This is a genomic window from Paenibacillus sp. OK076, from assembly GCF_900110055.1.
Lineage (GTDB): Bacteria > Bacillota > Bacilli > Paenibacillales > Paenibacillaceae > Paenibacillus.
In genome coordinates this window covers 2,457,687-2,480,757 of sequence record NZ_FOCH01000001.1, presented here as the reverse complement: position 1 = coordinate 2,480,757, position 23,071 = coordinate 2,457,687, and the positions used below count along the sequence as shown (strand labels likewise).

General features: G+C 45.6%; 16 protein-coding genes, 1 pseudogene and 1 riboswitch. Of the genes and pseudogenes, 8 read left to right on the top strand and 9 right to left on the bottom strand.

Annotation, left to right across the window (positions count from 1 at the left end; all coding sequences use genetic code 11):
- The first annotated feature begins 87 nt into the window (after positions 1 to 87).
- A pseudogene (locus BMY78_RS11065) lies at positions 88 to 1,174 on the top strand (IS3 family transposase).
- Positions 1,175 to 1,263: 89 nt separating this feature from the next.
- Here the strand turns inward: BMY78_RS11065 and BMY78_RS11055 are convergent.
- The 5 genes from BMY78_RS11055 to BMY78_RS11035 form a co-directional block, all read right to left on the bottom strand.
- Positions 1,264 to 2,196, bottom strand: a complete 933-nt coding sequence (locus tag BMY78_RS11055) for a tyrosine-type recombinase/integrase (RefSeq protein WP_090898019.1) — start codon at positions 2,194 to 2,196, stop codon at positions 1,264 to 1,266.
- Between the two features lie 27 nt (positions 2,197 to 2,223).
- Positions 2,224 to 3,297, bottom strand: coding sequence for a hypothetical protein (locus BMY78_RS11050; RefSeq protein WP_090898016.1), 1,074 nt, complete (start codon positions 3,295 to 3,297; stop codon positions 2,224 to 2,226).
- Between the two features lie 312 nt (positions 3,298 to 3,609).
- Positions 3,610 to 5,049 carry a branched-chain amino acid transporter BcaP gene (locus BMY78_RS11045; RefSeq protein ID WP_090898013.1) on the bottom strand — a complete coding sequence of 480 codons (1,440 nt, stop codon included), beginning with the start codon at positions 5,047 to 5,049 and terminating at the stop codon, positions 3,610 to 3,612.
- A 542-nt stretch (positions 5,050 to 5,591) separates the two neighbouring features.
- Positions 5,592 to 6,968 (bottom strand): amidohydrolase family protein, encoded by a 1,377-nt coding sequence (locus BMY78_RS11040; RefSeq protein WP_090898011.1) that lies wholly within the window; start codon positions 6,966 to 6,968, stop codon positions 5,592 to 5,594.
- Between the two features lie 221 nt (positions 6,969 to 7,189).
- Positions 7,190 to 7,750, bottom strand: coding sequence for a CGNR zinc finger domain-containing protein (locus BMY78_RS11035; RefSeq protein ID WP_090898008.1), 561 nt, complete (start codon positions 7,748 to 7,750; stop codon positions 7,190 to 7,192).
- A 136-nt stretch (positions 7,751 to 7,886) separates the two neighbouring features.
- On the opposite strand from BMY78_RS11035, the gene BMY78_RS11030 reads away from it, so the two are divergent.
- From BMY78_RS11030 to BMY78_RS11005, 6 genes are all read left to right on the top strand, one after another.
- Positions 7,887 to 8,384 carry a DinB family protein gene (locus BMY78_RS11030; RefSeq protein ID WP_090898005.1) on the top strand — a complete coding sequence of 166 codons (498 nt, stop codon included), beginning with the start codon at positions 7,887 to 7,889 and terminating at the stop codon, positions 8,382 to 8,384.
- A gap of 83 nt (positions 8,385 to 8,467) precedes the next feature.
- Positions 8,468 to 8,619, top strand: a riboswitch (FMN riboswitch).
- Positions 8,620 to 8,763: 144 nt separating this feature from the next.
- On the top strand, positions 8,764 to 9,744 hold the full coding sequence (locus BMY78_RS11025; protein WP_090898002.1) for a DMT family transporter: 981 nt from the start codon (positions 8,764 to 8,766) through the stop codon (positions 9,742 to 9,744).
- Positions 9,745 to 9,880: 136 nt separating this feature from the next.
- On the top strand, positions 9,881 to 11,386 hold the full coding sequence (locus BMY78_RS11020) for an amidase (RefSeq protein WP_090897999.1): 1,506 nt from the start codon (positions 9,881 to 9,883) through the stop codon (positions 11,384 to 11,386).
- Positions 11,387 to 11,497: 111 nt separating this feature from the next.
- Entirely contained in the window at positions 11,498 to 12,121 is a 624-nt protein-coding gene (locus BMY78_RS11015; RefSeq protein ID WP_256222056.1) for a DUF1989 domain-containing protein, read from the top strand.
- Positions 12,122 to 12,233: 112 nt separating this feature from the next.
- Entirely contained in the window at positions 12,234 to 12,860 is a 627-nt protein-coding gene (locus BMY78_RS11010) for a LysE family transporter (protein ID WP_090897996.1), read from the top strand.
- Between the two features lie 83 nt (positions 12,861 to 12,943).
- A complete protein-coding gene (locus tag BMY78_RS11005; protein ID WP_090897993.1) occupies positions 12,944 to 13,705 on the top strand; it encodes a YqcI/YcgG family protein in 762 nt (253 codons plus the stop codon).
- Between the two features lie 18 nt (positions 13,706 to 13,723).
- Here BMY78_RS11005 and BMY78_RS11000 read toward each other — a convergent pair whose 3' ends face one another.
- The 3 genes from BMY78_RS11000 to helD form a co-directional block, all read right to left on the bottom strand.
- Positions 13,724 to 15,073, bottom strand: a complete 1,350-nt coding sequence (locus tag BMY78_RS11000) for an amino acid permease (protein ID WP_090897991.1) — start codon at positions 15,071 to 15,073, stop codon at positions 13,724 to 13,726.
- A 120-nt stretch (positions 15,074 to 15,193) separates the two neighbouring features.
- Positions 15,194 to 18,049, bottom strand: coding sequence for a glycoside hydrolase family 2 TIM barrel-domain containing protein (locus tag BMY78_RS10995; protein WP_090897987.1), 2,856 nt, complete (start codon positions 18,047 to 18,049; stop codon positions 15,194 to 15,196).
- A gap of 263 nt (positions 18,050 to 18,312) precedes the next feature.
- On the bottom strand, positions 18,313 to 20,742 hold the full coding sequence (gene helD / locus BMY78_RS10990) for an RNA polymerase recycling motor HelD (RefSeq protein ID WP_090897984.1): 2,430 nt from the start codon (positions 20,740 to 20,742) through the stop codon (positions 18,313 to 18,315).
- Positions 20,743 to 21,077: 335 nt separating this feature from the next.
- Between helD and BMY78_RS10980 the strand changes: the two genes are divergently transcribed.
- Complete coding sequence (locus tag BMY78_RS10980; RefSeq protein ID WP_090897978.1) at positions 21,078 to 21,923, top strand: AraC family transcriptional regulator; 846 nt, start codon at positions 21,078 to 21,080, stop codon at positions 21,921 to 21,923.
- A 104-nt stretch (positions 21,924 to 22,027) separates the two neighbouring features.
- Here the strand turns inward: BMY78_RS10980 and BMY78_RS10975 are convergent, their stop codons facing one another.
- The gene (locus BMY78_RS10975) at positions 22,028 to 23,029 is read right to left on the bottom strand and encodes an NADP-dependent oxidoreductase (protein WP_090897976.1); all 1,002 of its coding nucleotides are present in this window, start codon (positions 23,027 to 23,029) and stop codon (positions 22,028 to 22,030) included.
- Positions 23,030 to 23,071 lie beyond the last annotated feature (42 nt).

Below are 23,071 nucleotides of genomic sequence, written 5' to 3'. Positions count from 1 at the left end.
CCCCATAACGTGAGACAAATCAAAACACCTTCAAGAGAATGAAACCTTGTCGTAAGATAGGGAAATCATCTTGGAGGTGTTTTTGTAATGGCAACCAGAGTGAGTTATCCCGTGGTGGATAAGCTCGGAATACGAAATAAGACACAGTTAGAAACGTGGATGAGATGGTATCGAAATGGAGAATTGTACCGCTTAGAGCAACCGGTTGGAAAGCAATATAGCTACGGAAAAGGTCCAGAACACACGACAGAACTCGAAAAAATCAAAGCAGAAAACCGATTTTTGAAACAACAACTGAATTTGCTAAAAAAGTACAAGGAACTGGAAAAGAGGTGGAAGCAGAAGTCGTTATTGCTTGGATCGAGTCCATTCGAAAAGAAGTAACCATATCGGAGGCTTGTGCATGGCTTGGAATTGCTCGAGCGACTTACTACCGGTGGAAAGCAACCGGGGAGAACAAGCGTCCAGATCCGATGGTGGAGAAAGTAATTCAGCTTTGTACTCAGCACAATTTCCGGTATGGATATCGAAAAATCACTGCCTTGCTCCGGATTGAAGGCCCCATAAATCATAAACGAATACAGCGGATTATGCAGTACGAGAGCTTACAGTGCCAAGTGAGGATGAAAAAACGAAAGAACACGGAGCAACCTGCAAAACCTGCGGAACATCTTCTAAAACGCAAATTTCATGCAGAAGCTCCTTTGCAAAAACTGGTGACCGACATTACTTATTTGCCGTTCGGTAATAAAATGTTATACCTTTCAAGTATTTTGGATCTGTACAACGGAGAGATTGTCGCTTACAGTATAGCGGACAAGCAGGATACATCCTTGGTTTTGGATAAGCTGGATCAACTTCCAAAGCGGACAAATATGCTGCTCCACAGTGACCAAGGTAGCGTGTATACTTCTCAAGTTTACCAGACGGTAGTAGAGGAAAAAGGCATTACCATGAGCATGTCCCGTAAAGGAACGCCTAATGATAATGCCCCAATGAGTCGTTTCATTCCACACTAAAGTCTGAAACGTTCTACCTCGAAGATCTCATGTGTACAACGACGGCCATCGTTGAACAGACCGTTCGAGACTACATCACCTACTATAACTTATTTCGGATTCGAGCGAAACTAAATAACCAGTCTCCGATAAATTTCCGAAGACTGGCTGCTTAAACTTGCAAGGTGTTGGATCCCTGTCTCACAAAAGGGGTTCAGTCCCTCTCTACCATTACTTTCTTCTATTATATAAACGAGCTTCTCTTTTACATATCAGCCACAAACGCAGGAAGTTTGACATCCAGCAAGGCCATCGCTTCTTCCTTCTCACGGCTGGTTACGTGGGTGTACACCGTGGTCGTTTGAATGGAGGAGTGACCCAACAGCTCCTGAACCGTTCGCAGATCTGCTCCACGTCTAAGCATCATGGTCGCGAATGAGTGACGCAGTTTATGACTGGAGTAGTTCACACGCTGATTGGAGGCTGATTCCTGCTGAAAGCGTTCAAAGGTTTCGGTCGATATAAGCTGAATACTGCGAATCGACAATCGTTTCCCCTTTTGCGAGACGAATAATGCCTCTTCTTTCGCCCGCCATGGATCCACTCGCTCCTGAAGAGCCTGGGATAACAGTTCGGCAACGGTCTCTGGCACAGGCAATGTACGCCATTTTCGGCCCTTACCGAAAACGTCCAGCGTGCGCCGTTCCGCATTATAGTCTTTGCAGTTCAAGGCATGCACCTCTCCGACCCGCAATCCCATGTATCCCATGAGTAGAAAAATAGCCAGGTTTCGTGTACGATATTTGCCCTCCACCGATTGCAAAAATCGTTCCAAACCGCTTTCGTCAAGGAAGACGGGGGCACGATTTTGCTCGGTTTTGGATTTCTTGATTCCGGAAGCGGGGTTATTGGTCACCAATTCAAGCTCAATCAATGACTTATAAAAACAGTTCACCGCTGCATGTTTCCGATTCCGCGTCGAGTCACTGACCCCTCGTTCACGAGCTCGGGACAAGAACGATAAAACATGAAGTTTTTTGACCTGATCCAGTGACTTTCCATGAATAGAGACGAGAAATTCGGCAACGTCACCTGTGTATGATTTTATCGTATGTCCCGTGTACCCCGCATCTTTCATCCATATATGAAAAGCTTCAAGCTCATCGGCGTATTGCTCCTGAATCTCTTCGGTCATCATCTGTGTTCGTCACCACACTTCTATTTATTAATCTACAATTACGACATCTATTAGTGGGATGATCGCCTCGGGCTGTCCCTCGGTGCGGGTGAGTACAAATGAAGGCAGTGGATTTTCGTGCAGTCCATTCACTGATTCACAGATCTGAACATACAAGTCCATATGCAACGTCTCCCCTTCACCCGCAACATCGATGACAGGCCATGCTTTCTCAGTACATGATGGCCAGTATGCCAATTCGTTTATCGGTACGATACTTAATCGTTTACTTTCAGGATGCACACGGTATATTCCCGTGGTCTGAGGTTCATCACCCAGCTTGTCTACCGAAAGTATAGTTCTCGAATGTTCATCTGGAGCTGAATATATTGAATAACACCATGGTGTTACTCCCCAGGCAATCGCCATGAGACCGTCCTCCAGCAAGGTGTCCGAAAGGTCACCCTGACTGAATTGTTCAATCAGATTATGGTTTCCAGAACCGATCAGATCTTCTACACGTTTCGCCATACGAGGCAGATCTGCGAGAATAAAGCCACCACTGCCGTAGGAGTCAAACACATGATTATCCCGTGTCCAGACCTTCTCGGGTACAGCGTTCATCTGTACAACTTCGGCTGGAAACAGACATATCGCTACAGTTACCACCTGAGCATATTTCACCATGGCTTGCTGCTCGGGCTCCAATGGTCCCTCTGCGATGCGGGGTGTTTTGACATGCAGTGAAATTCGCAGCTCATACTCCCCTTCTGCAAAGTCACCCCAATTCAACATGATCGGATGATCTATTCCTTCAATGGGAGTGAGTGAGCATGTACTATCTGGTCGCAGAGCAACGGTATATTGTGCAAATCCCAGCTCTTCCCCATATATGATAATGGCATCTTGCCGATCCAGCGGTGCATCCATATGCTGTGCAACTACCGATACTTTGCGTCCATCCTTCAAGCGGCGCTGCGGATCAATATCTAATTGAAATTCATTTGTGTCTTCTGGATGTGAAAGGACTAGCTTCGTCTCGGCAAGTACGGCTGAGTCAGCCAATGCAAAACCGAAATTCGAATTTTGGTGATGTTGATTGGTATGTAATGGTGTGTTCATGATACATCCCCTCTCCTATGTCTGATGGCATGTCACACCCCCAAATATATGTCATATTTGCCCTGACCGCAACCCCGGTTCCGCTCACAAGGACAGATATATGACTTATTAGATACCCATATATAACCTTAAATATTACCGTTTTTTTCATATCAAACGAACAGCTCACACAAAAAAAGCCCCATACCGCGCCGCTTTGGCGATGCAGTATGAGACAATACAGTTGACTCTATTATCGTATAGTTTCAGTGTGACAAATAAATTTACTTACTTTTCACGATATCTCTACAATATAGGAATCAGCTATGACAGCTATTTCCCCTTTGTTGTTTTGAACGAGTCCGATATACGCCGTGCCGGATTCAAATGACTGTGATGACGACCGTAGGCAAAGTAGATGATTAAACCAATAATCAACCAGCCGAAAAACGTAATCCAAGTCAGAGCCGCAAGACGTGTCATGAGATACATACAGCCAACAGCACTTAGAATAGGAATCAGTGGAACCAAAGGCACGCGGAATCCCCTTGTCAGTTCCGGGTTGTTTTTCCGCAATACGATAATCCCCAGACTCACAACCGCGAAAGCGAACAGTGTTCCGATGTTGGTCAACTCTGCCAGATGGCCAAGTGAGATGAATCCCGAGAATAAAGCGACGATGATTCCAGCAACCCAAGTTCCCGTAGCAGGTGTTTGGCTTTTGCCACTGACTTTGGAGAATACCGGAGACAACAGTCCGTCCCGTGACATGGAATAAAGCAAACGTGTCTGACCATACATCATAACAAGTAATACCGTGGTAATTCCCGTAATCGCTCCAAGCGAAACAATCCAGGACAAGCCCTTCAACTGCACAAATTCAAAGGCAAAAGCAACCGGATCGCTCACATTCAACATGTGAAAGGGCACCATTCCTGTCAGGATTAACGATACCACGATGTAAAGTACGGTGCAGATTGCAAGGGATGCAATAATACCGATCGGCAAGTCCCGTTGAGGACGTTTCACTTCTTCCGCAGCTGTAGATACCGCATCGAAACCAATGTAAGCAAAAAATACTGTTGCTGCCCCTGCGGTTACCCCTGAGATGCCAAACGGAAGAAACGGTTGCCAGTTATCTGGCTGTACATAGAACACACCCACACCGATAAAGATCAGCACCACGATAATTTTAATCGCTACCATGATTCCGTTGGCACGAGCAGCCTCTTTCACCCCACGGGTGAGCAGGAATGTAATGATTAATGTGATCGCCGCTGCGGTGACATCAAAATAGGTTCCTTTTTCGGGACTAAATGCACTGGTGAGCGCATGGGGGATTTGCAACCCGAATCCGGACAATAACGTTTGAAAATATCCAGACCAGCCGCTGGCAACAGCCGCACTCGCAAATCCATACTCCAGAATAAGATCCCACCCAAGAATCCAGGCAATGACTTCGCCAAAAGCGGTATAGCTATACGTATACGCACTTCCTGAAGCAGGCACACTGGATGCAAACTCCGAGTAACACAAAGCAGCGAAGGCGCAGATAATACCTGCCAGCAGAAAAGACAGTACCAAACCGGGACCTGCATATTTTGCGGCAGCAACGCCTGTGAGTACAAAGATACCCGTACCGATAATCGCACCTACCCCTAGAGTCATCAGATCCAATGGGCCAAGCACCCTTTTCAACATATTGCTTTCGTTATCTCCGGTGGCAATCGGCTTTTTTCTAAACAGGGAAGATCGATTCTGGTTTTGATTCATACACAGTTTCCTCTCGTGTTGAAAATATGAATGTGTCCTATACTTTACGAATTTTGGTTTGGTTCATCTGTTCTATGAAAAAGCCCTTTGTTCTATCTTACTAGCCAACTACAAAAATCTATTGATTTCTACACTTTGTCGCGTTGCTTTGTTAAATTTATTTTGGGAAGATCGTATATTTTGTGCGATTCAGGCGGAAATTATCATGATCTGTTGGACAGGGACGAATATGAAAATCGATTTAAACGAAAACTGCGTATAATTTATATTATGCGCAGTTTTTTAACCCCTTTTTTCTATAACAAAACATTATTAACTCGTTGTTACATGCAACTATGTAAATAGAGTGACTTTTCGCCTCTTTTTGCGGTTTATTTCTTGCTCCCTCTGTCATGACGCACCATAAACAGGTACGCCAAAGAGCCGCATATCCGTATGCGGCCCACACTCGCAACACTATTAGATCCATAATTCAGATAAGGACATCCACTCTATTGAATTCTGAAAAAGAATTACTCTTTCATTCACATGGATCATCTAACTTATGAAAATACAATTCGCTCTGCATCCGACATCCGATATTGAGATAGCAGATATTCCTTGCTGTCCAAAGCCTTCCGACGAACCTCGTTCAGATCGACATGCAGCAGCTTGCCTTCACGCTTCACGGGCCGACCTGCTACAAACACGGTATCCACATTCGATGGATTGGCAAATTGAACGACGGCTCCAACCGGATCATGCACCGGGAACAAATTAAGGTCGGTGGTTCGGATCATAATCAGATCTGCTTCTTTACCTGGCGTAAGTGTGCCTATCTTTCTTTCAAGTCCCAGAGCCTTTGCTCCAGCAGAAGTTGCAAATCTTAGCACTTGACTGGATTGCAGATTTAGCTCCCCAGGCATTTCACCTTGTTGCAAAAGTTGTTCATTGCCTCTGGAACGCTCGGCCTGAAGTGCAAATTTCATCTGGGAGAACATATCCCCACCTGTTGATGTTACAACATCCACTCCGAGCGTTGGAGTTCCTCCATGTTCGAGAAAGTACCCCGTTGCCGGATACCCGTGCCCCATCATCATCTCCACTTCCGGTGTAACAGACAGTGAGGCGCCGCTATCGGCCAACATTTTATACTCATCCGTATCCATCGTATTACCGTGTACGACGTTCAGACTTGGGCTCAGTAAACCAGCCTCATACATTTTACTTATCGAACGATCTACAGATCCCCAGCTTCCAAAGCCAACATGCATGGAACATATCGCATCCAGCTCTTGGGCAAGCTGAATTTCCTTCACTGTGGTATCCCAATGGCTGAACTCCGGTCCACGAATAGCTAGGCCGAACGTAAGCAACTGATCCCGTGAGGAAAAATACTGTTCCTTGATTCTTCTCACATCATTCGAATACGTCAGCTGGCTCTCTCTGTTCCAGTAGGTAGTCTCACCCGGTACACCATAAGCGAAAACCGACCGAATCCCCGCATCCTGAAGTCCGCGAATCAGTTCATCCGTGTGCTCCGGTGAATACGGCATACTCCAGTCAAGTAGCGTGGTCACTCCTGCGTTAAGCGCTTCCAATGAACCTAGCAAATTGGCGATATAGCTGTCTTGTGGCCGGAGTTTACTTCCCATCGCCCCATAGTAGAGATTTTGCAGATAGACCGGCAGTGACCAGTTCGTTCCCGCTGTTTTTACAAGCGACTCCCACACATGCCTGTGCGTATCTACAAGTCCAGGGAGTATGATCATCTCCGATGCATCTATCACTTCCGCTTCCGTGCAACTCAGATCAGGCTGAATAGCAGTAATAAGAGAATCCTCAATGAGAACATCCGCCCGCTTATATTGACCCACCGACGAATCCATAGACAATACACAACCATTTTTCAGTAGATAACTTGTCCCCACAAGACACATCTCCAATCATTGTTTTTTTGTTGGATATACGCTTGAATCCCGAGTGTTAATCTCTGACTGAATTGAATTGAATTGACTGAACTACTAACTGAATTATTTTAAGTACATATATATTATATAGCAGTTATTGGTAACATGCAATTTCTGGATTTAAATATTTTCTTTGGAGTATTTTCCTGGTTGTCGCAAAGTACAGCAAATCACACTTTCAGTGTATACGCCTACTCTTGCTGCTGTTCCTTCTTCCGTTTTGCCCGAAACCTTCTAACCTTCATCAGATTACCACACATCTTGTCATCACAATATTTCTGGGTTCTACTGCGTGTATCGTCATAGAAAATCCAGCGACAATCTGCATTGTCACAGATACGAATTCTTCCCCCATCCCCTTCAACTACTGTGATTGCAAAATCGGCTGCGACCTCTGCCATGACCTGCTGCCAACGAGTTCCCACAGGAATAAGTGAAAGTTTCAGTCCCTCATCTCCAGCGTTCAGTATTCTTATGACTTGACCTTCCTTCATCTTGGCGTTAAGCCATTCCTGATCTTTGCTCGATAATGGATTTCCTTCAGATAAACGAGTTGCAAGAGCCTGCAATTCATTTCTAAAGTTTCTCAAGGCTTCCTCCTCTTCAGAAGAAGCAGGTACAGATGCATTCAGTTGCCATTGTTTAAGAAATCCTTGCTGCCATTCGGTTTTGCCAACCCTGTCCTCTGAACGATCCCCACCACGCCAGTCGTGGTAATCACTGTTCACAAAATCAGTCCATAGTCTATCCATACGTACCTCCGCTAAATTGTAACTTCCTAAAACGAAAAAGATAGTTACAAACATTCATGTTTGGGTTATATTAATTGTAACCACATTTTTGCACTTTAGCTAGTTACCATGAACTTATTTTAGGGAGGAAAAATCAATGACTACAACAGCAACAGAACTATTGCTCATTCAGAAAGATGATACCTGGGATCAATGTAACTGGATTGTGCCTTTATCCAAGGCAATCGAAGGACTGACTGCTGAACAGGCAACCTGGGTTCCATCATCCGGTGGATTAAGCATCTGGCAGTTGGTCAACCATATGTATTACTATAATCATCGTTTGTTGAGTCGCATTCAGGGCAAAACACCCTCCGGTACACCTGCCGAAAACAATGAATCCACCTTTGGAGATCCTGGCGACCCTTCCGATACCACTGGCTGGAGTACACTTATGCAAAATACAACACTATTAGCCGGACAGCTTCGTGATCAGCTCGCTTCATTAGAAGAATCTGATCTTGAAGCCTCTTACATGAATACGGATGAAAAATGGGCACATGCACTTGCCCGCTGGCTGCTCCACGATGCGTATCATGCAGGACAGATTGTATTACTACGCAGACAACAGGGAAGCTGGAATATCATATTCTAAAAAAACACTTGAACTGCTAGCGCTTACAGGAATAAGATGGACTTATTAATGTTACAGCTTGTTCAATACACAATATAATTGAATAGGATCTTCGGGGTAGGGTGCAATTCCCAACCGGCGGTGATGTTCTTCGGAACCAGCCCGCGACTCGCTGTTTGACCCAATGTAGGGATTCAGCGACTGACTTGGTGTGACTCCAAGGCCGACGGTACAGTCCGGATGAGAGAAGATCAACACATTAACATGCCGTTAACGAAAGGCTTATTTTCGTACGACATGTCAATGATTGAGCCCCCGTTTATTTGGTGTATACCAAAACGGGGGCTTTTGTCGACTTTGCCAACTGAAGATTCCGTGTTCTGACGAAGGAGTCCTGAATATGGAAAAGACCCAACATGCATCAACAGTTTACCTCAAGGAACGAAGCAATACCGGATTCTGGCTCGTCGTGCTTGGCGCCGCCCTCTGGGGTGTAGATCCGCTGTTCCGCATTATTTTGCTTAAAACGATGACCTCCACTCAGATTGTACTGGTGGAACATATTATTGTCAGCCTTGTAGCTATTCCCGTGTTATGGAAGTTCCGGGCTGATCTGAAAAACCTGCGTGCACGGCACTGGATTGCCGTGATCTTTATCTCCTGGGGAGGATCTGCTCTCGCTACAGTATTGTTTACCCTTGCGCTCACGCATAACGATCCCAACACGGTTTTGTTATTGCAAAAGATGCAGCCGCTATTTGCGATTGTTCTGGCTAAGCTTTTGTTGAAAGAAACATTGCCTCGTCGCTTCGGTGGACTGTTTATCATAGCACTTGCAGGAACATACCTGCTCACGTTCGGATTCACTCTTCCCCTTGGCAACTGGAACAATTGGATTCATGCAGGCAGCCTGTTATCACTGGGTGCAGCTGCCTTGTGGGGCGGTTCAACGGTTATGGGGCGGCTGATGCTGGGGCAAACCCGTTATGAAACGGTCACCTCCCTGCGCTTTGTCGTAGCCTTGCCACTGCTGATCTTTATGACGTGGAACGAAGGTGCTGCCTGGACATTCCCTTCCGCTACAGGTGAACAGGCGGCTGTGGCACTTAATATTCTGGGTCAGGCCTTACTGCCAGGCTTACTGAGTCTTCTGTTATATTACAAAGGTCTCTCTTCCACCAAGGCCTCAGTTGCAACACTTGCAGAACTGAGCTTCCCGATGGCCGGTGTACTGGTAAACTGGATTGCATTCCGTACTTTAATTACCTGGGAGCAGCTGTTGGGTTTCATCCTCATCTGGATCGCCCTATTCGCCATCTCCAAACAGCAAGAACGCTCAGCGACTCCGGCTGATGGTGCACCAAAGCTTCGTACAAATTAAATTTTATATAAAAGCCAATCAATTAAGGCACTGCACATCCTTCAAGATGTACAGTGCCTTTTGTCTTTTCGCTATTCCGGTGTTACGATGACTTATGAAATAGTAGATCAAGTTAATTTAGAGAGGAACGATCATCATGTCTTCATCTTCATCATTTTCATATACATCCTACGATGCCATAGGTTTGGCTGAGTTGGTTCGCGCACGGGAGATATCCCCTGTCGAATTGCTGGAAGCGGCGTATGCACGCCTGGAAGAAGTGAACCCACAGCTTAATGCAGTCATTCGTACATATGAAACACGCGCCCGTCAGGAAGCGAGTATGGTTCGCCCGGGAGAGCAGCCCTTTGCCGGCGTGCCCTTGTTATTGAAAGATATCTCTCAATCCCTAGAAGGTGAAATTCTCACCTCGAGTTCTCGTCTTCTCCGTGAGCATCATGCACAGCGGAATTCCAATTTCGTATCCCGTCTGCTTGATGCAGGCTTCATTATCATTGGACATACCAATACGCCAGAATTTGGCCTGAAAAATATTACTGAGCCCCGCCTTCACGGTCCAAGTCGAAATCCATGGAATATCAAGCACTCGCCAGGCGGTTCAAGTGGAGGCGCCGCTGCCGCAGTAGCTTCGGGTATTGTACCCCTTGCGGGAGCCAGTGACGGTGGCGGTTCCATCCGAATCCCTGCTTCATTCAGCGGCCTGTTCGGACTCAAACCTACACGTGGGCGGACACCTGTTGGACCGGGCGTTGGCCGTCAGTGGCAGGGTGCTTCGATTGATTTTGCGTTGTCCCGTTCCGTTCGCGACAGTGCTGCTTTACTGGATACACTGCAAGTGATTCAACCCGAAGCTGCGTTTCATGCCCCCCTCTTTCCAGGCAGCTACTTGGCTGATATGCACTATCCTCATCAACGCAAATTGAAGGTTGCATACACGACAGCTTCACCTGTAGGTACACCTGTGAGTGATGAAGCCAAAGAAGCCGTTTATAAGATGGTTCGCTGGCTGGAAGAACAAGGTCATGAGGTTGAAGAAAAGCTGAGTCCGGTTAATGGTGTCAAACTGATGGAGAACTATTACATGATGAACAGCGGCGAAATGGCGGCGATGATCTCTTCCATGGAACGTTCTATGGGCAGAGCTTTAACCTCTGATGATATGGAGATCGAGTCCTGGGTTCTGGCTGAAGCCGGCAAAAAAGTATCCGCTGCCGAGTTCGTACATAGTTTGGCCGAATGGGATGTTGCCGCAGCTCAGATGTCCACATTGTTTGAACGGTATGATTTTTATGTCACACCTGTCAATGCTTTTCCAGCACCCAAAATCGGCGAATTAACGCCTCATGATGAACAGATTCAACATCTGATGCGTATTAGCGATTTGGACAAGATCCAGCAGCAGCAGTTGATTTATGAGATGTTTGAACCAAGTCTAACCTACACTCCATTCACTCAGCTCGCGAATCTGACGGGTCAACCCGCCATGAGTGTCCCTGTGCATCTGACTCCTGAAGGTCTCCCCATGGGTGTGCAAATTATGGCAACGAAAGGCCGTGAGGACTGGTTGCTTCATCTGGCCGGTCAGCTGGAAACATCCGAACTATGGGTCGGCATGAAGGGTAATCCACTGTTTCCAGTATAAACACTGAATACAACCTATATCATTTTCAAAGTGAGTTTTATGTTTGCCTAAGTGCATGAAAGCCATGTCAGCTCCGCATACTGAAAGCAAAAACAGCGGAGGATGTGACGAATGAATATGAATACAGCGGAACGCCATAAACAGTCTGTTCGTATCCCGGCCAAAACGGGTTATGCCGTCAAGGTAACTAAAGGTTCATTAATTCGGGTGACCGATTTGGAGGGTCAGCAGGTCGTTGATTTTGTTGCATATGATGCTCAAAATGCCAATAATCGACTAGACCCTGGTGTAACGATGGATGTGCTGCGGTCCTACCGGATCAAACCAGGACAATCCGTGTATTCCAATCAATATCAGCCACTGCTCAAGATCGTTCGTGACACGGTTGGTGTTCATGATTTCTTCAACTCCGCCTGTCGTCCGGAAATGTATGAAGTGTTATATGGCAAAAAGGATCATGCCAGCTGCTATCATAACCTAAATCAGGCACTTGAACCGTTCGGGATCTTGCCGCCGGATCAGCATTATCCGTTTAATCTGTTTATGAAATCAGTCGTAGATGATCTGGGCAAAATTGATGTCGTAGCTCCAGATTCGCGCGCCGGTGATTATGTGGAGATGGAGGCATTGACCGATCTGGTTATCGGTTTATCCGCCTGCCCATGTGAAGAAAGCTCATGCAACGGATATCACTGCACAGCCATCCAGCTGGATGTAGAGCCGATAGCAGATTAAGTGATACACGGCTTGTTCTAATTTGCTCCAGACGGGAATACGATGACTTGTACCCATATGTGTATGACTTACCGGTACAATTCGTCTAACCCGTTAAGGAGTGAACGCGTATATGTCTGTACTGTTTAGTTATATTATTCTGGGAATCTCACTATCCGCTCCAATTGGTCCGATTAATGCCGCTCAGCTGGATCGCGGAGCCCGGCACGGTTTTATGCATGCCTGGATTTTGGGACTGGGAGCCATGTTTGCCGATTTGGTGTACATGCTTCTGATCTACTTTGGAGTTGCTCATTTTCTGGACACGCCGTTCATGCGCTCGTTTCTTTGGTCTTTTGGCAGCTTTATTCTGGTGTATACCGGTGTGGAAACACTGTCCAAGTTAAAAGACGGCATCCAGACCTCTTCTACAGCGGAAGCAAAGATTGGAAAATCCTTTGTCTCTGGCTTTCTCATGGCTTTATCCAATCCCCTGAATATTTTATTCTGGCTGGGCATTTACGGCTCAATTCTCGCTACAACGGTGAAGCATACCGACACCGCTCATCTGCTACTATACAGTTCTGGTATTTTCATAGGAATCCTTGTTTGGGATGTCATCATGGCTGGCATGGCCAGCCGATTTCATAAACGCAGCAACGAAACCATTTTGCGCTGGATCTCCATCATCTCAGGTATCTGTCTGATCGGTTTTGGCCTGTACTTCGGGCTTGAAGCAATACGATCCATCTTTTTCTGACATAAAAACTACACTGGACAGTCACCCAACGCCTTCCGCATTAATACGTTAACGGTATCATGTGGAATGGAGTTGGGGAATTCATGGCAGAGCTGTTCAGTGCCGATGAAATAAATGCATCATTCAAAGGTCTACCCGAATGGCAGCAGGACGCATATTCTAAATTTGCCAATATGATTGCAGATGAGGGGAATACGTATCCTTGTGTACCCGGACGCATGGGTTTTCTTTCAGGACATCTAAGATACGGATTCACAAGGGATCCACGTACACAAGCTTCTGCTGAAGACATGGCGGAATTGCTTCGTCAATATGGGCCTGTTTCCCGGGATACGGGACACTATGCTTCTTTGGTTGTCATATGCGAAACACCGGATGATTTGAGAAATAACACAACGGTAGAGCAGTATCAGTCCTTGTTCTGGGAGATGCTTAACCGGGTAAGCTCACTTGATACTGCCTCCTGGCCTGAACATATTTCGACTGATCCGCATGAAGCCACATGGGAATTTTGCTTTGGCGGGGAGCCATACTTTTGTTTCTGTGCCACTCCCGCGCACGAGCTTAGAGCCAGCAGGCACTTCCCTTATCTTATGTTTGCTTTTCAACCACGGTGGGTATTTGAATCGATTAATGACAGCACACCTCTTGGCCGGAAAATGAAAACCTTGATTCGCAAACGTTTGGCAGCCTATGATGCCGTTCCCGCTCACCCTTCGCTCATGTGGTATGGACAGCAGGATAATCTGGAATGGAAACAATATTTCCTGCCCGATGACGAGCAGACCCCTTCCAAGTGTCCCTTCATGCGTATGAAGCAAGCCATGAGTAAATTAACGAAATAGCTGATATAAGACACCCATTCAGGACTTGGATGGCTCAGTAGAGGGTGACGGTCGCGGTTTTCGTACTTTGTTTACAATGTAAGTAATCAAGGCAATCAATGCAACAAGACCTATACTGGCCAGCAGACCTCTTCTGCTGGCTTTTTCCATGGCTGTCCCAGCTACTGCAGCTAGGATAAGAATCATAGCAGTCCATACTTTGATGCGATTCCAGCTTGTTGGCTTCATTTTCTTGATATACGTGATACAAATCAGAAGCCAGGTATACATTAATACCAAGCTGCCTGCGGTTGTTACATATTCAAACAGGCTCTTAGGCATCCATAACGCCAGGAGAGTAGAAAGGATTAATCCGGCCGCAGTGCATCCTAATGCATATAGGGGCATGTTCTTTTTTCCCCAAGTCTTCGTAAACATCTTCGGTGCATCTCCGTCTTCACCCAGTTTAACCAACATGGACGTAATCGCATAGATTGAAGCGACCATCGTGGAGAACCCGGCGATAATCAAAATCCCATTCAGAATATGAACCACGACCGTAAATCCAATCGATGACATCGCTTTGACGAGAGGACTCTCGTCCGGTGTTAATTTAGCAGCAGGAACCAGAAGAAGGATTAAGGCAATCGCCACAACATACAGCGTACTGACGGTTAACAACATCACTCTGCCTGATTTCACTGCGTCCTTAGGTTCTTTCAGCTTGGCTGCCATTAAACCCATGACCTCAATCCCGGCAAAGGCAAAAAAGGCATAAATAAACCCGGTCCACACGCCTTTTATTTGGTGAGGGAACCATTCATTCGTTATTTTCTGCGGTGTAATCTTCACATCTAACCAGCCCAGACAAGCCGCTGCTGCAATCGCGATGAAAGCAACCGTTGCGGCTAACTTGATTAAGGCCAGCACATTCTCCGTTTGAGTTAACCCTTTCGCTCCCAATGCGGCGATGAATAATCCAATGCATGCATATACCGCAACAAACGTCCATAATGGGAATTTGGGAAACCAAAATTGAGAGAACAATCCAAGCGCCGTTAATGAACTGCCCATGATCAGCATTTCGGAAGACCAATACATCCATCCGCTTCCGAAACCGGCCCACGGGCCGAACGCTTCACCGGCATATGTTCGAAAAGCCCCTTCTTTCGGATCTTCTGCCGTCATCTGTGCCAATGCTCCAAATACAAAATAGGTCCCCGCGGCAGCCAGCACCAAAAGTACTAGCACGGATAAACCGGACCAATGAATAGCCAGACTTGTTCCGAGGAAAAATCCGGTTCCCAGTGTACATCCCGCTCCGAATAAGGAAAGACTAATCCAGCTCAGTTTCTCTTCTTCTTTTTGATGCACATGATTTTTCTTCATATGTATCCTCCTTCATGCGTACCCCATTACGGTTTACATATGATGGAGGTTTTATGTCATTAAGGCAGAAAGAAATGAAACTGGTATTTCATTTAGTTTACATAATAATAGCTTCGTTAACTAAATCCATTTCTTGCCTAACAATTGTTGAAGCTCAACCAGCTCTATCTTCGCTTCCGGTTGGAATTCCTCACTTTTTACATATTGTGCAAGGCTGTAAAGGAATTGCCGCCCTTCCGTCTGGCTAATCAATTTATCATAATTGATGGCCCCAACCAACAGCTTGCCTTTTCCAACCTGGCATTCAAACAGCAGCCCCAGCTTATGATTACGTTCAAAATTATCGATGGTTTGAACGAAAGGCTGAACATTCTCTGCGACGTTATCCATAATAATAGAACGTGAATTCATAACGATGTGCCACCAAGGATACGTGGAATACGCCTCACTTGGGAAGTGCTTCAATGCCGGGTGCGCGTTATCGATTAATAGACCAAGCGTGCCAACGGGAACTTGCTTGTTCATGCTTTCCGAAATGGATCGGAACATCGGATAAAACCAGAAGTCGGTACAATATGTGCCTTCGATTGAATGTTCGTTATCCTCCAGTGTTGGGAGTAACAGCACACTCTCGCCTTGTTCCAGTAAGTGAATGACTTCATCGGACAATTCCTTATAAATATGGTCATGTTCAATAGCTGTCACATCATGTTCAGGATATACCCATAGGTCATACTGCTTCCGAATATCGGTACCTGGAATATACAGGGATAGAGTGATTGGCGTCATCTTTTTCACATCAGGCAGCTTGAACTTTATTTGGCCAATCTCAAACCAAGTTTCTCCAGAGACAAAGGAAATGTCGTCTTTTCCTTTTGCAATTCGCTGATCCGAATCACGCATTTCCCACTCCACAGCATGACCCATCAATGAATCTGCTCGGTTGTACCTTAATTGAATATGGGCATTGAAATCTTCACCCGAATTGTAGTTGTATTTTTCGAATCGGGCCAGAAGGACAGCATCCGAGCAATACGTCCTCCACTCCTCGGGAGTAACTAGCCCTTTCGAATCCATGAAGGCATCCAAAATGCCTACCAGTGCTGTTCCCTGCCCACTAAAATCCTGAAGATCGAGCAATTGAAATCCTGCCAGATGATTGGATCGAAATGCCGCCTCAAGCTCCTCCTTATAGCAGGCTACTGCAAGTTTGCCAGAACTTTTGAAAAAGGGTTCAGCCAGATGTCCCATCCCTTTGGATTGCAAACGTTCCCGAAACACCTCGAAGTTTTTTGCCTTCAGTGACCCGGTATACTTCTCGATTTCTTCATAATTCGGATACATGGCATATTGTCCAATTTCGTGGGAAATGACGGGCAGATGTGGAATGAGCTGTTCTTCAACAGAAGCGGCCTTCACGGTCTTGGCTTCCGTGCCATATTGAATTTGAATCTCCGATTCTTCTCCTTGAATTCCCTCACTCACCAAAGCTGTCCTATCTGGCAAGATCATGTCGTCGTAGTCCTTCAGGGTACCAGGCACGTCGGTTTGCACATGACCCAACGGGGCATCACACATGGCATAGGAGCCGCGGAAAAGTCTATCTTTGGAAAAGCGTACACCACAGTAAAAATCTTCTTCCTCTAGAATAACCGGAGTGAACTGAAAATTGTTTGAACCCTGGGTGTACAGATGGCGTGAATCAAATGCTCTATACGCTTTGATAATGGCATTCAGTCTTTCTTTACTGCCCCAGAGTTCATTACCAAGTGACATCATTACAAAAGAAGGATGATTCCCATACGCCTTGAGCATAGCAAAACCTTCACGAATGAGATAGTCCTGTTCAGCCTGATTATGCTGTGGGTCAAGTTCATCCGTGATCGTTCCCCAGAATGGCAATTCGGGCTCCATATAGATGCCAAGCAGATCTGCAGCAGTGAACGCAGCTTCAGGCGGACAACAGGTATGGAAACGATAATGATTTATACCATAGGATTTGGAAATGCTCAGGATTCGCAGCCATTCATCCACATCGGTTGGCGCGTAACCTGTAAGCGGAAAGATTAGACCATCATGTTTTCCGCGAAGAAAGGTCTTCCGACCGTTGATGGTGAAAGCATCTCCATTAGCTTCAAAATCTCGCAGTCCTGCTATGATTTCGGTTGTATCCAGCACATCGCCATGTTCCCCCAACAGAGTAAGGGTCAGCACATACAGATGTGGGTCTGAATCACTCCAGAGCAATGCGTCGTCTCCCATCTTGTAGAGCACATTAACTTCGTCCTTGCTGCATGGATAGGTTTGCTCATTCACCACATGATTTCCATCTGATGGCTTATATCCATGAGTCTCTTTTAAAAGGGGCTTGAAGGTTTGCGCAGTAACAGACAATACAGTACCTGGTATGCATTTGGACAATGTACTTGTGATTCTGAAGGTTCGCTCTTTAGCATCGGGATAGATCTGTACCTCACCCATGTGCACGTCGTCGTAAAAATGAAGCTCCAGCTTTCCGGTTATTCCGTTCCAGTTGGTCTGGGTATCAACGGATGTAAGATGTCCGCCTTTCGTCGGATAGTCCGTATTGTCGACCCGGATGGTGAGGGTGTGTTTCCCCTCCGATAACCCTTCCGGCAAGCTGTACACATGAGGGGTGTTAAGGCTATTCTGCGCTCCAACTTCTTCACCATCGACCCATAACTTGGTGATGCGCGTGCGTTCCAGATACAAACTGCATTTCTTGCCAGCAACCGTTGCCGGTATATCAATCTCCCGTTTCAGCCACACCCAACCTTCAAAAGAATATTCATCGGTTAAAGACCCAATGTGAGCTACATGATTCTTTCTTCCTTTACGTGCATGAGAAGTCGTGTTCGGCAGTGTTATGGTATCGTCAAATGGGCCTTGTACGCCTTGTTGATGTTCATCCAGTTGAAGCTCCCAGCTTCCCTGTAAATTCATTTGGGTTAACATGATCTTAGCTCCTCTATACTTTATGTATGCAATCTATTCTTCTGGTTACGTATTTCTATTATATAACTGTAATCTTAGTCCACCCATATAATAAAATTTATGATGAGTATAACAATATGGAAATAATCCAAAGGCTGCAGCTAACAAATTCGTCTATATTAATGACATATAAAATCTAAAAAAGTCGCCTTAAAGGCGACTCGTTCTACTTGTTTGATTGACTCCATTCGTATACGCAGCTAGATCAGACAATACGAGCATGTTTATTCCGTTGTAAAGGTCCCTGATTCCTCATACAAATCGGCTGGCAAGGCCTGTATGAAAGGCGACCAATCGCACGTCGTGTATAGATGAAGGCGATGCATAGCGCGCGTACACGCCGTATAAAGAAGCTTGCGTTCATTTTCTCGACCATAAGCTCCAGAGGAAGCATCATACACCAAGACTGCATCGAACTCTACACCTTTGGCGAGGTACACAGGGATGACCATTACACCTTTTTCAAAGTTGAACGTTTCCTTCGTAACGAGCTGCAACGTTTCGCCTCCTTGAACCTGTAACGACTCATGGGCCTTGAGGCTTTCGGCGGCGGTCTTCGTAATAATAGCGATGGAATCAAAGCCCTCGGCTCTTAGCGCCGCGATATCTGCCACCATTTGTGCATCCAACCTCTCTCTGTCGTTGCTTCTTGTCAGCAGGGGCTTTAGGCCTTTTCTTTCAAAAGGTACAATTTCATCTCCGTCTGGAAGCATCGCTCTTGTAAATTCAACAATCTCCTTCGTAGAGCGGTAACTGCGTACTAGGGAGAAAAGGCTTGTTTCGGCTTCACCGTAGAGACGGACCAGTGGTGAATCAGCTGCGGTCAAATGGGTAGCCTGCGTGAAAATCGCTTGCCCGAAATCGCCGAGCACGGTCATGCGGGCTCTTGGGAACAGCTTTTTGAGATATTCATATTGAAATGTTGAATAATCCTGACCTTCATCAACGAAGACATACTTGATTTCTGTGTTCGTTCGGACACCTTCAATCAGTTCTTTAACATACAAACAGGGAGTCGCATCCTCATGGAATAACTCGTTCCGGAGCAGGCTGTCCTTGGTTTGACTGCATATCTCAGGCCATAGCGCAGGGATAACCGCAGCATTCGTTTTCTGCCGATAAGTGGCTTCGTCAACAAACAATTCGCCATATATGCCTTTGATATCAACAAACGAGAATTTCTTGATACCTTTTCTTAGTGGGCTAAAACGTTCTTTCACGATCTTGCGGCTGAGCAGGTCCTCCTCCTTCTGAGCAAAGTCAAAATCACCTTCATCTTCCCGACGCTTTTTGCTTATTTTCTCGCGAATTTGAGCGTATTGCTCCGCGATATCGAATACTTCCTTATCTTTATGCAGCATTTCGAAGATATCCGCATACTGATCGTTGTCGAGATAATTCAATTCTTCTTGCACCCACGCTTCTTCACGTTCCATCCGTTCCAGGGAAGCCAGCTCTTTCAGCAGCCATTCCTGCAAAAGTACAACGCGATTTAGCAAGGGCAGGAAACGATCATAACCGTAAAATTTGGCTCTCATTTGCTCCGCAGTAATCAAATCACGGTTCCGGAAGCGAATGCTGTTGAATCGCATGCCTTCCTGCCCCAGCCAGTTTCCATAGTTCTGCAAGGCTTGCAGAAAAGCATCGGAGGCTTTATATTCAATCCCCTGAAGCCGAGCCTCATAGCCTGGAGCTTCATGCGCGGTCAGTACATATTCAATCTGATCAAACACATCCTCCGGACGCAACGAAGAGCCGAGCCAGTAGTCGAGATATTGTTGAAAAGTAGTCTGCTGCATATTATCTTCACCGAGCTCCGGAAGAACAGTGGAAATATAACTGCCAAACATCGGATTCGGTGAGAACAGGACGATCTGATCAGCACTGATCGTCTGGCGGTGTTTGTACAATAAGTACGCCACTCGCTGCAAGGCTGCGGAAGTTTTACCGCTACCGGCTGCTCCTTGTACGATAAGCATTCGGCATGTGTCGTTACGGATAATGGCGTTTTGTTCCTTCTGAATGGTTGCCACGATGCTTTTCATTTGTGAATCCGCACCTTTGCCGAGCACTTGCTGCAACAATTGGTCACCAATCGTTTCATTTGCATCAAACATGTTGTTGATTTGTCCGTTTTGGATCTGAAATTGCCTTTTGAGCTCTATTGTGCCTTCGATTCTTCCGATCGGCGTCACATAGGACGCTATGCCGGGGGAAGAGTCATAGTACATGCTCGCAATCGGTGTACGCCAATCATAGATCAGAAAGCTCAATCCGTCTTCGTCGACAAAGGAAGATACGCCGATATAGATCTGATCGTTGTGGGCCAGACCTTTCTCTTGAAAGTCGATGCGGCCAAAATAGGGGGACGGGAGCAGACGTTTCATGTTATTCCATTGCTGCGTCAACCGCATGTGACCCCGTTCCCGCTCGGCCAATACCGCGGACTGCTGGTTAATGGTGTAGAAGGTCTCTTCGAAATCTTCTTGGGTGCTAGTATTGATCGTTACTTCTTCCCAAAAGCGCTTGCGAATTTCCGAAGCCTGGTCCCACATCCCGGCAACCTCTGGCTCCAATTCTGTGATTCTGGCCTGTAGTTTGTTCCTTACAGAGTCCAGTCTTTCCTGTTCCAGCTGCCACTCTTTTGTTTGCATCTCTCCGAACCACTCCTTTTCCTATTTTTGGGATGAAAAAGAGCATTGACAAATCAAAATTCCAGATGTAAAATTAAAGTAGGGATAAAAACAAGTACATACTTTATTTTTTTTGTCAATGGCGCTAACGATTATATCATAGCGTTATTTTTCGTTCAATTCTTTTTTTTCGTTTGCCAAAAGATGGCCTTTGAAATCATCAGGGGTCATCTTTTTTTTACGTGTGGATTGGGTTTTCCCTCTCCTCCTTCCCTAACCGGACAAATTAAAGCACATAATGACAGGTTCTTGAATCAGTTTTCATCTATTATTGGAATCAAGGAGTGGTTCATCGTATGAACTGGATCGAATCATTACAACTAGCTATTGCTTATATCGAAGATCATTTGTTCGAAAATATGACTATGGAGCAAATTGCAGCTCAAGCTCATATTTCTCCCTTTCATTTTCAACGTACGTTTGCCTTATTAACTGATGTTACGGTAGCCGAATATATCAGACGAAGACGGTTAACCTTGGCAGCCAATGAACTTATACAAAGTGATCAAAAAATCATTGATCTGGCGCTCAAGTATGGTTATGACACTCCTGAATCTTTCTCCAAAGCTTTTCGGAGGCAGCACGGAATTGCCCCCAGTGAAGCGCGTAAGAACAGTACTTCTATCAAATCGTATAATCGTTTGGTTATTCAATTAAGTCTAAAAGGAGCAGAACCGATGAATCACAGAATTGTTGAACAAGATGCCTTTACCGTAGTTGGGATAAAGCAGGCTTTCTCTTATATTGATGGGGAAAACTTACGAGGCATAGCCAAGATGTGGCAGGATGCGTATACGAGTGGTACAGAAGATCGTTTATTTGAATTGAATAATGGTGTAATTAAGGGGTTGCTAGGCGTCTGTGTGGATCAGAACGAAATCCAGGTGAAGCAGATGGAATACTGGATTGCTACGGCGTATGATGGTGAAGTACCTGAAGGGTTATCCTCATTCACCTTTCCGGCTTGCAAATGGAGTGTTTTTGAAATCGAAGGTCCGATGCCAGAAAGTATGCAGCGCTTATGGAAGCAGATTATCTCCGAATGGTTCCCTTCCAATCCTTACGAGCATGCAGGTATACCCGAGCTGGAAGTATATCCAGGACCGCACCAGCCACCTCAAATTTGGATACCGATAAAATAAAAAGAAATCCAATTTGGGTTTTGATTCATTACTCTGTCCGATCAGAAAAGTATCCGTTCTTGTTCTCCATTCGGACAAGAACGGAATCCATCTCTATTGAACTCTTACTTCATTTTAATGATGACCTTCCCTTTGGCACTTCCCCCTTCGAGATACTGAAACGCTTGCCCGACATCTTCAAAATCATAAACCTTATCAATAACCGGTTTAATGAGACCTTCCTCCACGTAACCCTTTATTCGCTCTAATTGAACCCCGCTTGGTTTCATAAAGAGAAAATGATAACTTGCTTGGTTTTTCTTCTCAAGAGTTGTAATCTTATGGCTCACAATCGATAGCAGTGTGGTCTTTAACCAGCCCAAATTGGCTTCTCGCCCGAATCTCGCGTTTGGCAAGCCGGAAATGGATACTATTTTTCCATGGGGCTTAAGTACTTGAAAGGATTTTTCCAGTACCTCGCCTCCTAATGTGTCATACACCGCATCATATTCCGACAGCATTTCTTCAAAATGTTCTTTACGATAATTGATAATACGGTCCGCACCAAGGGATTGGACCAATTCGTAACCTCTATCGCTGGCAGTAGTGGCGACGTAAGCTCCCATTAATTTGGCCAACTGGATGGCGAACGTGCCAACCCCTCCTGATCCTGCATGAATTAATATTTTTTGGCCTTTCTGAAGCTTCAAAATATCGTAAAAAGCTTGATATGTCGTAAGACCGACCAGTGGTATGGATGCTGCTTCTTCAAAGTTTAAGTTTTGGGGCTTCAGCGAGATGTCTTCTTCATGGACAGCAATGTATTCAGCCAAAGTTCCAATTCGGTCTTTACGAGGTCTGCCATATACCTCATCTCCAGGTTTATAAGCGTTCACCTGTTTACCAACCTTGACCACAACCCCGGAAAAATCATTCCCAAGAATCAATGGCATCTTATAATTCAACAAGAGCTTTACCTTGCCCTCTTTTATTTTAAAATCAATCGGATTTAAGCTTGCTGCATGGATTTCCACCAATACATCATGATCTCCGATTTGAGGAGCAGGCATTTCTTTCTGTATCAAGGGAACATTCTTCCCGTATTTCTCAATAACCATAGCCTGCATTTAAATCACTCCATTACGTTTAAGAGTTTAAACATATGAACA